The following is a 14,689-nucleotide window of genomic DNA, read 5'->3' on the forward strand; positions in this document are numbered from 1 at the left end:
ATTTTATTATGAGTAGCGAAAGTGATTTTATCAAGACCGTTTTTGGTTTAAAACTGAGACAACAGAGACAAAAGAAAAATTGGTCTCTGCAAGATTTAGCAGACAAAACCAAACTTTCTAAATCTTATCTCAACGAAATAGAAAACGGAAAAAAATACCCTAAACATGACAAAATCATTCAGTTAGCCGATGTATTGAATTGTAAATTTGACGATCTAGTCTCTACCAAATTGGATAAAAACCTCGCTCCATTTAGTGAGATTTTACAAAGTGATTTCTTCAAAGAAATTCCTCTAGAACTTTTTGGAATCAATAAGAATACACTCATTAATATCATCAGTGAAGCGCCCAAAAAAGTAACTGCTTTTATCAACACTTTGATTGAAATTTCTCAAAATTACAATCTCGGAAAAGAGCGTTTTTACTTCGCCGTGGTGAGAAGTTTTCAAGAATTATACGACAATCACTTCCCCGATATCGAAGAAAAAGCCAAAAATTTCGCCGAAGAAAATCAATTAAAGCTTGGGAGAAATATTGACATCAAACATTTAGAAAAAATCCTGATTGATGTTTTCGACTATGAAATAAAATCCGAAGATTTTGAACAATACGGAACCTTAAATCATCTTCGTTCGCTTTACGTTCCTGAGAAAAAATTATTGCTTCTGAATCGTTTGCTTGACGAGAATCAAAAAACCTTTATTCTAGCCAAAGAAATTGGGTTTCAAGTTTTAGAACTTAATCCAAGACCAAATACTTATTCTTGGTTAGATTTTACCAGTTTTGAAGAATTATTGAGCAATTTCTACGCTTCCTATTTTGCAGGTTGTATTCTGATACCAAAAGATGAATTGATTGAAAAAACAGAAGAATTCTTTGACGAACCAGACTTTAATTCTCAAAAATTTGATGATTTAATCGCTCATTTCACCAATTCTCCTGAAACTTTTTATTACCGATTAACCAATTTACTTTCAGCAGAATTTGGGATAAAAGACTTATTTTATTTGTGTTTCGTCAAAAAGAAAAATACAGATAAAGTTCAAATTCTCAAGGAATTACACCTAAATCAACAACAAGCTCCTCACGGAAATGCGACTAACGAACATTATTGCAGACGCTGGATTGCCATTAAAAATCTAAAAGAACTAAAAGAAAACGAGACCGCAACTTCTGCACAAATTTCCCATTACAAAGATTCTGGACTGAGCTATCTGGTCATTTCTACCTCGCACAGAAATCCTTTCTCAGACGGAACCAACAGAAGTTACTGCTTGGGAATTTTACTGAATTCAAACTCTTTGAAAAAAATAAAATTTGCGAAAAACGACAGCATTAAATCTGAAGATGTAGGCGTAACCTGCGAAACTTGTAGCATCTCTGATTGCGAAGTAAGAAAAGCACCACCAACCCGATTAGAAAAAGAACACTTCAATGAAAGCATGAAAAAAGCGATTGCAAAAATCAGAAAAGAAGTGCTTTAATTTACGATTTGTGATTTGTGATTTGCGATTTTGTTAAGATTTAAATTAACTATTACAATTATTTCTTTTTAACATTTTTTGCGGATAACTTTAGACAAAATCTATTGAAATTTTATTTTGTTGGTACTATCTTTGACCTGAGAAGATTATGAATTTCGACAGAATAAAAGAAAAATTAGAAATCCTTGCAGACGCTGCTAAATACGACGTTTCCTGCTCTTCGAGTGGTGGAAATCGTAAAAACAAGGGCGGACTAGGCAACAGTCATACTGCGGGAATTTGTCACTCCTTTACTGAAGATGGCAGATGTATTTCTTTGCTCAAAATTCTCTTGACCAATCATTGCATTTACGACTGTTTATATTGCGTTTCCAGAAAATCAAACGATATAAAACGGGCTGCTTTCACGGTGGAAGAAGTGGTAGATCTCACCATGAATTTTTACCGCAGAAATTATATTGAGGGCTTATTTTTAAGCTCTGGAATTTTTAAAAATGCAGATTTCACCATGGAACGATTGGTGAGAATTGCCAAAAAACTGAGAGAAGAGCATAACTTCAATGGCTACATTCACCTAAAAACCATTCCTGGCGCAAGTGATGAATTAATTAGAGAAGCTGGCCTGTATGCAGACAGACTTTCCATTAATTTGGAAATTCCTACAGAATCTGGCTTAAAACTTCTCGCTCCTGAAAAATCTCATCAAGACATGATAAAACCGATGGGTTTTATTAAAAATGCTTTAACGGTTTATCAAGAAGAAAGAAAAATTTTCAGAAAAGTTCCGAAATTCGCTCCAGCTGGTCAATCTACCCAAATGATTGTAGGCGCAACCAATGAAACCGACCTCAAAATTATTCATGTAGCCAAACATTTTTACCAAAATTACAACATGAAACGGGTGTACTATTCTGGTTACGTTCCTGTTTTAGAAGATAAAAATTTACCTTCCATTCATGCGCAAGTTCCGATGCAAAGGGAAAACCGACTGTATCAAGCGGATTGGTTGATGCGTTTTTATGGTTTTGATGCTAATGAAATTTTAGACAAAAACCATCCGTTTCTAGATTTAGAAGTAGACCCAAAATTAGCTTGGGCGCTGAGAAACAGAGAAAAATTCCCAATAAATATCAATACTGCTCCGAAAGAATTGCTGTTAAGAATTCCTGGAGTGGGCGTAACTTCTGTAAATAAAATTCTGATGGCGAGAAAATTTCAGAAACTGAATTTAGAACACCTCAAAAAAATGGGTGTTGCGACCAACAGAGCCAAATATTTTATAGAATTTGAAAGTCAAAATATTTTCAACCGATTGATTGACGAGCAGAATTTCAGACAAATCATTGTAAAAGGAATGAAATCTAAATGGCAAAATCCGTTTTCGGAGCAGTTGAGTTTGTTTTAAATTGCCACGAATACACGAATATTTAATTACAAAGATTATCATTTATATTTCATTAATAATTTATTATCATTAATAAAAATTGACCACCCTACTCTACGATTCCACTTTTGAAGGATTAATGACGACTGTATTTGAAGTTTTCGAGTACAAATATGATGTGGTGGAAATTGTGGCTCAACAAAATTACAGTCAAGAGAATTTCTTTGCAGAAACGCATGAAGTGATTACTGATTTTACCAAATCTGACCGAGTTCTGAAAAAATTAGATCAAAACCTAGGAAAGCAAGGCATTTCTCAACTCATGATGGTTTATTTCTCGGAGAGAAAAGACTTTGAACGATTAATTTTGAGCGCAGTTCGACATTCTATAAAACATCCAAAACAAAATATTTTACAAGATTTTGGGAATGAAGATATTCTAGAAATTTCTAAAATTTGCAGAAGCGTAAGTAGAGAACGACACAGAATGCTGGCTTTTGTACGTTTTGAATTATTACAAGACGAAGTGTATTTTGCCAAAATAGAACCTGATTTTAATGTTTTACCACTTATTAGAAAACATTTTAAAGAAAGATACGCTGACCAAAAATGGATGATTTTCGATTTGAAAAGACATTACGGAATTTTCTATGATTTAAAAGAAGTTCATTTTTTCACGCCTGATTCTTCTCAATTGCAAAATTTCAGAAATTCTGAACAATTCCATCACGAGGAAGAGAAAAAATACCAAACACTTTGGCAACGTTACTTTGTAAAAACAGGAATTCCTGAAAGAAAAAACATGAAACTTCATATTCAGTGGGTTCCGAAACGTTATTGGAAATACTTAACTGAAAAGTACTAAAACAAACCTCTCTAAAATTGCTTCTAAAGAGGTCAAAATATATGTTTTTGAAAACTATTTTCTAAAAAAAAGAAGTTGTGCAACAGTTATCGATGTTGTAGGCAGTTTCTTTTATTCAAGTTTATGTTTTTTTTGATATACAGATATTAAACTATTATTTTTTTTGTCATCAAAAATTATTTTATCATCTACAATTCTGCCTTTTAAAAATGTTCTTTTATAAATTTTAGTTTTACTTCCTTTTGACGGAGCAAAACATTCAAGTTCAATAGTATTTCCTGAAACTTTGTATTTTCCTCCACTCCAAATTGTTTCTTTAGTTCTGTAAGAAAAGTTTTTGTAATATTTTAAAGAAGAATCCTTGTAAAATCCGTCATTATGAAATTCCAAAACCATAGGATTTTTTATTTCATCTTCATTATAATATCTTTCTTCAAATATTTGTATATAATATGCGGTTGTATCAATCTTTTTTAGATTTTCCACACTTGGTTTTTCAGTAAAAGTATAATTCATATTTTTTCCGAGTTTAGGTTCTCCATTCTTATCATATTCCACGATATATGACTTACAACCTAATAGAAAAAATAGCAATAAAAAAATAAAGATTTTCATATATGTTTTTTTTATGAAATTGCCTTAACGGTTCGGCGGATTTGCGAAGTCCCGAAAAGGAAGTTTACTTCCGTTCTTAGGATTTTGCAAATTCATAGTGTATGTTGCACATACTCAAATGTACTAAAAATTTTTATAAAAACTATGCTTTACAACTTCAATAACTCCATTGTAAGCGCTCTAAATTTTAATATTTTAAAAACAAACCTCTCTAAAATTGCTTTTAAAGAGATTTTTTATATTTATTTTCTAAAAAAGGAGTTTTGCAACAGTTACCGTTAGCTGCAGTTTTATTTTTTTTAATAAAATTTTTATTTCAACTGCGAGACAATTTTAATGGATGGTATTCTTATATAGGTTCGTTAACATTCCATTTTCCTAAGCATACCAATTTCAATGCAATCATCGCTGTGATAGTTTTGACTAAAGAATTAACAATAAAAATAGAGTTGTATGATGCATTAGTTCCTTCAGATCCTTAAAACTTTTTTGCGATATTGATTTGTTGTTTCATTAAAATAATAAACTGTTTTTTTTGGATTTCTTTTATCAATTGATTTTTACAATCCTCAAAAACAAAAATAGGTACGACCAAGATATCATTCTATAGCTTTTGTTTTCTCTACCAATCCATAAGAATTTTATCTACCATATTTAAAAAATCCATCAAGAGCGATGGATTTTTTGGTTTCAATAGTTTACATTTGGAGTGAACAATTCTTTTGTTTGCAATTTAGAATGATAAAAATATGAGTGAGATTTTAAGACGTCAAATTGAGAAAATTACGCCATTAACTGACCAGGAGTTCGAGTATATTCTGTCTCATTTTACCTTGAAAAAATTTAAAAAGCATCAGATTTTAATTCAAGAAGGAGATACCGTACAAAATGATTATTTTGTGATGAATGGTTTGTTAAAAGCATCTTACCTTAATCAAGAAGGGAAAGAGCACATCATGCAATTTGCAATGGAAGATTGGTGGATTACCGATTATCAGGCGTATTTTAATCAAACGGAAGCTACTTTTACCATTGATGCATTAGAATCTACCGAAGTACTTACTTTGTCTCTCTATAACCGAGAGAAACTCTGTGCAGATATGCATAAAATAGAACATTTTTTCAGGAAAAAGTCTAATAATGGTTATATCGCACTCCAAAGAAGGATTTTGTCTTTGCTGAATAGCAATGCCAAAGAACGCTACGAACAATTTATTTCTCAATATCCTACACTTTTACAACGATTGCCCAAAACATTAATCGCTTCGTATTTAGGTGTTTCCAGAGAAACCTTGAGTCGGCTTTCGGTGTAATGTGATGTAGGTCACAAAAAAGTTGTGAGGTAGGTCCTGTTGTTTGTGGGGAGCTACATTTACCTTTGCACTATCAAATCATTAAAAAATCAATAGTAAAATGAATTACAACAAGTTTTTATCAAAGATAATTTTCTTAACGAGTTGTATTCTTTTTTTAGGAATCAACATGGTAAATGCACAAACAATAAAATCTAACAAAATGAGCAAAAAAGTATTATTCGTGGTTACGAGCCACGACAAATTAGGAAACACTGGTGAATCTACCGGGTATTATTTAGGTGAAGTTACGCATCCTTGGGCTGTATTAGTAGATGCTGGTTACGAAATAGATTTCGTGAGTCCAAAAGGTGGAAACCCGCCATATTATGGAAATACTCCAGATGATAAGGTTAATGAAAGATTTTTAGCAGATGAGTATTATCAAAATAAAATTCAGAATACCATGACCCCTGCAGAAGTACATCCTGATGAATATGTGGGGATTTTTTATGCTGGAGGTCACGGTACGATGTGGGATTTTCCAGATAATGAAGAATTGGCAGTAATCGCACAAAAAATCTACGAAAAAAATGGAATCGTAAGTGCGGTTTGTCACGGTCCTGCTGGATTGGTGAATATTAAACTCAGCAATGGAAAATATCTGGTAGATGGCAAAAAAATCAATGCTTTCACCAATGAAGAAGAAGCTGCTGTGAAATTGGATGATGTGGTTCCATTTAGATTAGAATCTAAATTAATTGAACGCGGAGCCAAGTTTGAAAAATCTGGCTTATGGCAGACTCACGTTACCGTAGACGAAAGAGTGGTAACAGGACAAAATCCTCAATCTGCTCATGCAGTTGGCGAAGCTGTTTTAGAAGAACTTAAAAAACTTCAATAGTTAAGAATACAAAAGAGACTGTTTTCAGTCTCTTTTTTTTGAGCTCAATTGAAATTTTATTCGAATAATCTAGATAAAACTTTTATACATAGCAAAGGTTCAACATGTCACAAAATGATAAAAAAATGGAGCCAGGTAAAATTCCTGACTCCATTTAACTGTATTAAAAATTTGTGTTCGATTGCTTATTTTACCGCAAGTAGATCTACCATTTCAAGTACAGGATCTTTCGCAAGTAATTCAGAAGCATTGGCCATTAAAGCTTTTGCAATCTCACCATTCAAGTGAGCATCTCTTGCATCTGTAGTTCCGAACGTATCGAATATACCAAAAGTAGAAGGGCCGATTTGTAAAGCATACCATCTTATGGTTCCTGGCTCACCTTCCGCAAGCGGTAAAGCTGACTTTAGGAATTCCAATACGTCATTTTCTTTACCCGGTTTTGCTTCTACTCTAGCTAATATTGCAAACTTTTCCATAATTTAAAATTTTAATGTTATTAAGAGTGTTCTTCAACTCTTTATAACAAAAATAAGTTTTCCTTATCAAACTAAAAACACAAAAGATGTTAAATAACGTTAATGTTGATCATTGAAAATCAGCAAATTTTCTAATGTGCTCTCCCATTAAAATTTGTTCATCATAAAATATTTCATCCCACCAACTAAAAATCCGTCTAATAATCTTATTTTTTTAGAATTTTTCTCAATACTCTCTAAAATATTTGATGATAATAGTAAGATTATTCCAATAAATGCTAAACCAAAAGAAATAGGAAAGGGATATTTTAAAAATGAATAAGTTTATTTCGTGATAGCGAATATTATATTTTGGGTTGGTTATGCTTTGGGCACAACGTAATTATACACTACGACACACCTTGGAACTCTACCAAACTGATACAATGAATAGGGCGTGTAAATCGTATCGGAACAAAAGCAAGTGCCATTTACAATTATTTATTTTACCCTTCGGCTCAAGGCGATTCAGAAATACGATTGAACAAAACCGCCTTGAAGAAAATTCACGTGTAATATCCTTTAGCACAAAAGAATAACGCTACACGTCAACAAAGTGCATTGTTTTAGAAATTTAATGCATTCCCAGTTTTTCCTCCTGTAAATCGAGCATTTTTAAATGTTTACGTATAATTTCTTCATCCAGCAGAATTTCCTCACGGTTTTTGGAGATCAGCCATTCGCGCTGCTGGTTGATGATATCCAGGTAAATTTCACGGTATTCCGGAAAATTCAGAATTACTTCCGAACTGTTGACACGATTTTCCCAGATTTGCAATTGATCCTGTAACGCCGGGAATTTTTCAAGTTTTTCAAAATGGGTATCCCAGATTCTCTTCACTCCTATTTTTGCAAGTTCGTTCCGGATTTCATAATCGATTTCCTTTTCCGAGCGGGTAAAATCAGGATCCGGAATTTTAAATTTTTTGATGAGAAAAGGCAACGTCAATCCCTGAACCACCAAAGTGAGCAGAATGACCACGAAAGTGATAAATAAAATCAAGTTCCTGTGCGGAAAGGGTGTTCCATCCTGCAAAGTCAGCGGAATAGAAAGTGCAGCAGCCAGTGAAACTACGCCGCGCATTCCCGTCCAACCGATTAAAGCAGGTCCTTTCCAGCCTGGATTTTGTCGGTCGGCAACAGTGATGAAATTACGCATAATCATCGTGGTGAATACGGCGCCATAAGCCGCAACGACTCTTGTTATCATCAGAATAACTGTAATCAAAACGCCATAACCGAATGCTGTGAACAAGTCTGTTTCAAGCCCTGAAACAATCTGCGGAAGGTCGAGCCCAATCATCATAAAAACAATACCATTCAGCAAAAAAACCAAACTGCTCCAGACATTTAGCGTCCCTAAACGCGATGAAGTAGCCAGAAACGAATGACTTCTGTTGGAAAGCAACAAACCACCACTAACTACAGCCAAAACACCGGAAGCGTGAAGCTCTTCCGCCACAAGATACATGAGGAACGGCGTCACGAGTGTGAGGACGATATCGATATTGGCGTCAGTTGGCAACAAGCGGTGCATCTTCATAAAGAAAATCCCTATAAGGATTCCGATTCCAGCACCACCGATACACATCCACAGGAAACTAAGGGCAGCTTCATGCCAGATGAATTGTCCTGTCGCAACGGCAATCATTGCAAAGCGGAAAATAATCAATGATGAAGCATCGTTCAGCAAACTTTCACCTTCAAGAATCGAAGAATACCGTTTCGGAATTTTTACAAATTTCAAAATCGCTCCAGCACTTACGGCATCTGGCGGCGAAACTATTCCACCCAAAAGAAATCCCAGCGCCAGCGAAAATCCAGGAATAAAATGATTGGCGACAAAAGCTACTACCAAAGAGGTAATAAACACCACCACGAAAGCAAAACTGACCACAATCCTACGCCAGCGCCACAATTCTTTCCACGAAGTCGCCCAGGCAGCTTCATACAAAAGTGGCGGCAGGAATATAAAAAATATCAGTTCAGGTTCTATATGAATTTTGGGCGTGCCGGGAATGAAACTGATGCCCAGACCGGCCAGGACCAGCAAAACCGGATATGCAACTTTTATTTTTTTGGCGAGCATCACCAGCAACACGGTGATGATCACCAGGATCAGGTAAAATGTGAGGTTCTCAAGCATTTAGTTTTTAGATTTTAAGATTAAAGAAGTTTCTCGAAAGCTTTTCTTTCACCGCCTGCCAGGTAAACCTCGCCGCAATAAGTATAGTCTAGTTTTTTGAGTATGTGAAGCATGGCTGCGTTATCAAAATTCGTGTCCACTTTTACGCTGAAAATTCCGTTTTGGCGAGAGAGATCTTCAATCCTTCGGAAAATCTCTGTGGCGTACCCTTTTCCTGCAACTTCATCAGAGACTGCTAATCGGTTTACCACATTGAAATCCCCGTCCGAAAGCCATTTTCCCTCAATATTTTCATAAGCCGGTTCATCGTTCAAAATCACGGCACTGTAGACGACAACATTATCATTTTCCTCAAGAACATAGCCGATTTGCTTTTCAATATCTGAATGTACGGTTTCGGGATTTGGATATCCGTTTTGCCACTGTTGGGAGTTGTCCAGCCTGCGTCTTTCGATGGCCTGTTGGAGAATTTTCCAGATTTTATCGGAGTCGTCCTGCGTTGCCTTTCTGAATTTTATTTCTGATATCATTAATTATGTACGTCTTCAAACTAAATTGGACTTTTTTTTAAGAGGTATTTAGTTAATAATTCAAAGATAAAAGATTTTTTTGATTTGTTGTTAATTTTGATTTTTGGTGCTCATTTCTACGGTTTATAATTGCCATTTTCTTTAATCGTTCACGTTCTTCTAAAATCAGTTCACCTCTCCCAAAATAGACGACAGCATCCACAAAGAACATTACGACCGCATGCATCAAACGCTCACACAGAATGCAACCTATGCCAAGAAAATGGTAAAAGTACGAAGTAAAACGGTAGAACCCGTAATAGGAACCTTGGTCAACTTTACGAACATGAAAAGAGTAAACACAAGAGGCATCAAAAACGCAAACAAACATGTACTGATGGCAAGTTTAACCTATAACTTGAAAAAATACTTGCGCTTTACCATCAAAAAACCAAGTGTTAAAGCTCAGGTTCTATCTCTAAAACAATGGAAGAACTTTGCTTTTGTAAAATCAGTCTTCCCAAGCATCAATAACTCAATTTTAAGCACACCAAATTTTATGATTTTGAATCTTAATTAAAAAATAAACCTCTCTAAAATTGCTTCTAAAGAGGTCAAAATATATGTTTTTGAAAACTATTTTCTAAAAAAAGGAGTTGTGCAACAGCTATCCTTGTTGGCAGAAGTTTTTTTATTTATTGGTTTTTGTGACTTCGTCAAATTTCAGTTCAATTTTTTTACCTTTTCCATATTCCACAATCAAGACATTAGAATTTATTCCGATAATTTTTCCGTCAACAATTTCTCCTTTTCTTTTAAAAACAACAGAGTCTCCAACTTCAAGTTTAATTTCCGCATTTGCAGAAGTATTAACAGCTACCATTGCATTTTGTATTCCCCAAACATCACCAATAACTTTCACTTTTTTTCCGTTATCTTTTACATAAATTTTTGCATTGCGAATAAATTCACCTTCATATTTTTTTGTTAAATCGTCAATTGCATTTTCCAAAGCATCGGAATCAGCATCTGCAATTCCTTCGACTTCTCGGTTTAAAAGGACGTATTTTTTACTATCGTCCAAATTTCTGTTACTAATAGAAGTTAAATCTCCGATTCTTACCCAAGAACCGCATGAAATAAGTGTTGAAAAAGCTAATACTGCAAAAAATAAATTTGTGTTTTTCATAAAAAATTTTAGATGTTAAATTGCTTACTTTCAGTTTTTTTCAAGTCGCTGTTTCGGCAATTCCGACTATTGTCAGAATTTAAGATTTTGGTTTTCAGCACCGAGTTTGTATAAAATTTCTGCCAACACTCAAATATACGAAAGTTTTGTGAAAGAGCTATTTTTTTGGTAAATTTTACCTACATGCTATACATTCAGTGTTTTTTGTGTATATTTTGTTTCACATTTCGTATAGAGATTTTTAGAATTTATTGCTTTCCATTTTTATAATCTACTCAAAATGAGTAATTTAAATTATAAATAAACGGTTGTATAGTTATTTTAGGTCGACGCACATTTTGAAGAAAACAAATAAGGGTTTGAGTTGAATCAAGTGGCAGTCAAACTCGAGTTTTGTTCGCAAAAAGTACCCTTTTTCCGAAGCTGATTCGAACTTGATTCGAACCTGATTCGAACAAATGTCTAAAAAAAGACAAAAAACAGATGAAATAAATACCAACGAAAAGTAAAATAAAAACAAGCTACCCTATTTTTTTTCAGACACGAAATAACACTTGCGTTACCTGTTTACTTCCTGAAATAAATGCTGTGGAATAGTTATTGAAAACATTACAATACGCACATTACAGATTATCAATCTTTTCAAATCAATGGTAAATGTATTAAAAAAATCATTTCTTATCTTACATCAATGCATCTAGGATTCTGTGCGCTGTACATTTGCACCATAATAAATAACTAAAATACAAAATATTATGGCAACAAAATGGAATTTAGACACTACGCACAGTGAAATTACCTTCAAAGTAAGACACATGATGATTTCTAACGTAAAAGGAGCTTTCAATACTTTTACTGCAGAAGTAGAAGCAGAAGATGATACTTTCAAAAACGCAAAAGTAAGCGCGACTATCCAAACAGATTCTATTGACACAAATAACGCAGATAGAGATACTCACTTGAAAAGTGCAGATTTCTTTAACGTAGAACAAAACCCAACGATTACTTTCGAAAGTGCTTCTTTAGCTGATGATGTAACAGGACATTTAACTATTAACGGAGTTACTAAACCAGTACAATTAGAAGTGGAATTTGGTGGAATCAACCAAGATCCTTGGGGAAATACTAAAGCTGGATTTACTTTTGAAGGAAAAATTAAAAGAAGTGATTTCGGTCTAAACTGGAATGCAGCCTTGGAAACTGGCGGTGTTTTAGTAAGCGATGAAGTAAAAATCGCTGGAGAATTACAATTCGTAAAAGCATAATAAAAACACAAATGATGAAAGATGCAGAATGCTCTAAAGTATTCTGCATCAATTTTTAATCAAGATGAACATCAACGTATTAGAATACATTTCTGAACAATTGCCAAAAAGCGAAAAAATGCCGGTTCTATTTTTAGGACATGGTTCGCCGATGAGTGCAATAGAAGAAAACCAATTTGTGAGAGGATTTAGAGAAATTTCTAAAAAAATTCCTACTCCCAATGCTATTTTGTGTATTTCTGCACATTGGTACACCAAAGGAACTTATGTTACTTCGGGAGAAATGCAGAAAACGATTCATGATTTTTATGGATTCCCGCAAGAACTTTTCGAGGTAGAATATCCTGCAAAAGGAAATCCTGAATTGGCGAAAGAAACAGCAGAACTTTTGGCGCCCACTTCAGTTATAGAAACCGATAGTTGGGGACTAGATCATGGAGCTTGGAGCGTGATAAAACATTTGTATCCCGCAGCAAATATTCCTGTAATTCAAATGAGTATAGATTATACTCAGCCTGCTCAATATCATTTTGATTTGGCTAAAAAATTACAAAAATTAAGAGAAAAAGGCATTCTTATTATCGGAAGCGGAAACATAGTTCACAACCTGAGAATGATTGACTGGAAGAACATCAATACGGTTGGCGCTGGTTGGGATTGGGCAATAGAAGCTAGAGCTAAAACGAATGAATGGATTCTCGATGGAAATTTTCAGAATTTAATTCATTTTGAAAAACAAGGTGCAGCTTTACAAAATGCAATTCCTACACCTGATCATTATTTACCGCTGATTTACACGCTTGGTTTGAAAGAAAAAAGCGACAATATATCACTTTTTAACGACGAACTCATCGGTGGAAGTCTAAGTATGACGAGTGTTTACATAGACTAAAACAAATTGAGTGAAATAAAAACCCCACCAAAGTTAAGTTTGGTGGGGTTTATTTTAATAGCGACTTAAACCTCCACTTTAAATGCTCTATTTTTCACCATTTCTGCAATGGTGAGAATATCTTCGCCAATTAATCTGTCGTTTTCTAGTTTTTTCACTTTAGCTCGAATGATTTCGTAGTTTTCTTCAATGATTTTAGAAGATTTCAGCGGCCTACGGAACTCTAAACCTTGCGCTGCAAACATCAATTCTATTGCTAAAATATTTTCTAAATTTCCTAAAACTTGATTGAATTTTCTTCCTGATATACTTCCCATAGAAACATGGTCTTCTTGTCCGAGACTTGTAGGAACAGAATCTGCCGAAGCTGGGAAACAAAGCGTTTTGTTTTCGGTAACCAATGCTGCAGTAGTATATTGCGGAATCATAAATCCAGAATTCAATCCAGAACTTTCAATCAATAATTTTGGCAAACCATATTTTCCTTCGAGTAAAAGATAACTTCTTCTGTCTGAAATATTCCCTAATTCTGCAGCTGCTAAAGTTGCATAATCAATGGGTAAAGCCATTAATTGACCATGAAAATTTCCTCCAGAAATGGCTTCTTCATCAGAAATTACAATCGGGTTATCCGTTACAGAATTCAGTTCTGTTTCTGCCATTTGTTTTAAATGTTCATAAGCATTTCTACTCGCACCGTGAACTTGCGGAACACAACGCATAGAATACGGGTCTTGAACTCTACCGCAATTTTCGTGGTAGTTTAAATTTTCAGAATTTTTGAGCAGTTTGGTCATTCTTTTCGCCACCAATTGACTTCCTTTGTACGCTCTAATTTCGTGTAATTCTTTCTTAAAAGGACTTGCAGAACCTTGATATGCTTCTATAGAAAAAGCTGCAGCTACATCTGCTAAATCTAATAAATATTTAAATTTATCTAATCCTAAAATTGCATGTGCCAGAATAAATTGAGTTCCATTGATCAATGCTAAACCTTCTTTGGCTTGTAATTTTAGAGGTTGTAATTGATGTTTTCCTAAAACTTGGGCAGTTTCTACTGTATTTTCGCCTTCCCAAACTTTTCCTAAACCTAAAAGTGGTAAAACCAAATGAGAAAGCGGCGCTAAATCTCCACTTGCGCCAACTGAACCTTGCTCCGGAACTACAGGAATAATGTCTTTTTCTAGCATGAGCATCAATCGTTCTACAACGTCTAAAGAAATCCCCGAAAATCCTTTTGACAAAGCGTGAATTTTACACACCATCATAATTTTTGAAAGTTCTTTAGCAATTGGTTTTCCTACTCCTACAGAATGTGAAATGATAAGATTCTCTTGTAACTGTGCGGTTTCTTCTTCGGAAATTTTCACGTCACAGAGCGGACCAAAACCGGTATTAATCCCATAAACGGTTTTATCTGATTTTACAATCTTCTGTACATTTTGGTAAGAATTCTGGATTTGGGATTTTGATTTTTTATCCAAATTTGCTTTTTGCTTGCCATTGATAATATTGATGACATCTTGGTAAGTAAAGTGGTCTACTCCGTAAATTAACATTTTAAAATATTTTGCCTAAAATTACACAAATCATTGCAAAGAAAAAAGCGAGAAAAAATCTCGCTTT

13 protein-coding genes and 1 pseudogene are annotated in these 14,689 nt (G+C 34.3%); 8 read left to right on the forward strand and 6 right to left on the reverse strand.

The window, feature by feature from the left end:
• The first annotated feature begins 8 nt into the window (after nt 1–8).
• From EB819_RS09040 to EB819_RS09050, 3 genes are all read left to right on the forward strand, one after another.
• On the forward strand, nt 9–1,484 hold the full coding sequence (locus tag EB819_RS09040) for a helix-turn-helix domain-containing protein (RefSeq protein WP_069798544.1): 1,476 nt from the start codon (nt 9–11) through the stop codon (nt 1,482–1,484).
• A gap of 148 nt (nt 1,485–1,632) precedes the next feature.
• Nucleotides 1,633–2,889 carry a putative DNA modification/repair radical SAM protein gene (locus EB819_RS09045; protein WP_069798542.1) on the forward strand — a complete coding sequence of 419 codons (1,257 nt, stop codon included), beginning with the start codon at nt 1,633–1,635 and terminating at the stop codon, nt 2,887–2,889.
• Nucleotides 2,890–2,968: 79 nt separating this feature from the next.
• Complete coding sequence (locus tag EB819_RS09050) at nt 2,969–3,733, forward strand: TIGR03915 family putative DNA repair protein (RefSeq protein ID WP_069798540.1); 765 nt, start codon at nt 2,969–2,971, stop codon at nt 3,731–3,733.
• Between the two features lie 111 nt (nt 3,734–3,844).
• Here EB819_RS09050 and EB819_RS09055 read toward each other — a convergent pair whose 3' ends face one another.
• The gene (locus EB819_RS09055) at nt 3,845–4,348 is read right to left on the reverse strand and encodes a hypothetical protein (RefSeq protein WP_069798538.1); all 504 of its coding nucleotides are present in this window, start codon (nt 4,346–4,348) and stop codon (nt 3,845–3,847) included.
• 749 nt (nt 4,349–5,097) lie between these two features.
• Between EB819_RS09055 and EB819_RS09060 the strand changes: the two genes are divergently transcribed.
• On the forward strand, nt 5,098–5,661 hold the full coding sequence (locus EB819_RS09060; protein WP_069797984.1) for a Crp/Fnr family transcriptional regulator: 564 nt from the start codon (nt 5,098–5,100) through the stop codon (nt 5,659–5,661).
• A 202-nt stretch (nt 5,662–5,863) separates the two neighbouring features.
• Nucleotides 5,864–6,544: a type 1 glutamine amidotransferase domain-containing protein gene (locus EB819_RS09065; RefSeq protein ID WP_074650848.1), complete on the forward strand. Its 681-nt coding sequence runs from the start codon at nt 5,864–5,866 to the stop codon at nt 6,542–6,544.
• 185 nt (nt 6,545–6,729) lie between these two features.
• Here the strand turns inward: EB819_RS09065 and EB819_RS09070 are convergent, their stop codons facing one another.
• The 3 genes from EB819_RS09070 to EB819_RS09080 all read right to left on the reverse strand — a co-directional run bounded on the left by EB819_RS09070 (nt 6,730) and on the right by EB819_RS09080 (nt 9,738).
• Nucleotides 6,730–7,023, reverse strand: a complete 294-nt coding sequence (locus EB819_RS09070; RefSeq protein ID WP_069800796.1) for a putative quinol monooxygenase — start codon at nt 7,021–7,023, stop codon at nt 6,730–6,732.
• 613 nt (nt 7,024–7,636) lie between these two features.
• Nucleotides 7,637–9,208, reverse strand: a complete 1,572-nt coding sequence (locus EB819_RS09075) for a Na+/H+ antiporter (protein WP_069800794.1) — start codon at nt 9,206–9,208, stop codon at nt 7,637–7,639.
• 20 nt (nt 9,209–9,228) lie between these two features.
• Entirely contained in the window at nt 9,229–9,738 is a 510-nt protein-coding gene (locus EB819_RS09080; RefSeq protein ID WP_069800792.1) for a GNAT family N-acetyltransferase, read from the reverse strand.
• A gap of 181 nt (nt 9,739–9,919) precedes the next feature.
• Between EB819_RS09080 and EB819_RS09085 the strand changes: the two are divergent.
• Nucleotides 9,920–10,297 (forward strand): annotated as a pseudogene (locus EB819_RS09085) (transposase); the annotation flags it as partial.
• Between the two features lie 111 nt (nt 10,298–10,408).
• Here the strand turns inward: EB819_RS09085 and EB819_RS09090 are convergent.
• On the reverse strand, nt 10,409–10,906 hold the full coding sequence (locus EB819_RS09090; RefSeq protein ID WP_069800789.1) for a hypothetical protein: 498 nt from the start codon (nt 10,904–10,906) through the stop codon (nt 10,409–10,411).
• A gap of 755 nt (nt 10,907–11,661) precedes the next feature.
• On the opposite strand from EB819_RS09090, the gene EB819_RS09095 reads away from it, so the two are divergent.
• Together EB819_RS09095 and ygiD are read left to right on the forward strand one after the other, a co-directional pair.
• Nucleotides 11,662–12,171 carry a YceI family protein gene (locus EB819_RS09095; RefSeq protein ID WP_069800787.1) on the forward strand — a complete coding sequence of 170 codons (510 nt, stop codon included), beginning with the start codon at nt 11,662–11,664 and terminating at the stop codon, nt 12,169–12,171.
• 64 nt (nt 12,172–12,235) lie between these two features.
• On the forward strand, nt 12,236–13,063 hold the full coding sequence (gene ygiD, locus EB819_RS09100; protein ID WP_069800785.1) for a 4,5-DOPA-extradiol-dioxygenase: 828 nt from the start codon (nt 12,236–12,238) through the stop codon (nt 13,061–13,063).
• 65 nt (nt 13,064–13,128) lie between these two features.
• Here ygiD and hutH read toward each other — a convergent pair whose 3' ends face one another.
• Nucleotides 13,129–14,622, reverse strand: coding sequence for a histidine ammonia-lyase (gene hutH, locus EB819_RS09105; RefSeq protein ID WP_069800782.1), 1,494 nt, complete (start codon nt 14,620–14,622; stop codon nt 13,129–13,131).
• Nucleotides 14,623–14,689 lie beyond the last annotated feature (67 nt).

The organism is Cloacibacterium normanense (genome assembly GCF_003860565.1).
Classification (GTDB): domain Bacteria; phylum Bacteroidota; class Bacteroidia; order Flavobacteriales; family Weeksellaceae; genus Cloacibacterium; species Cloacibacterium normanense.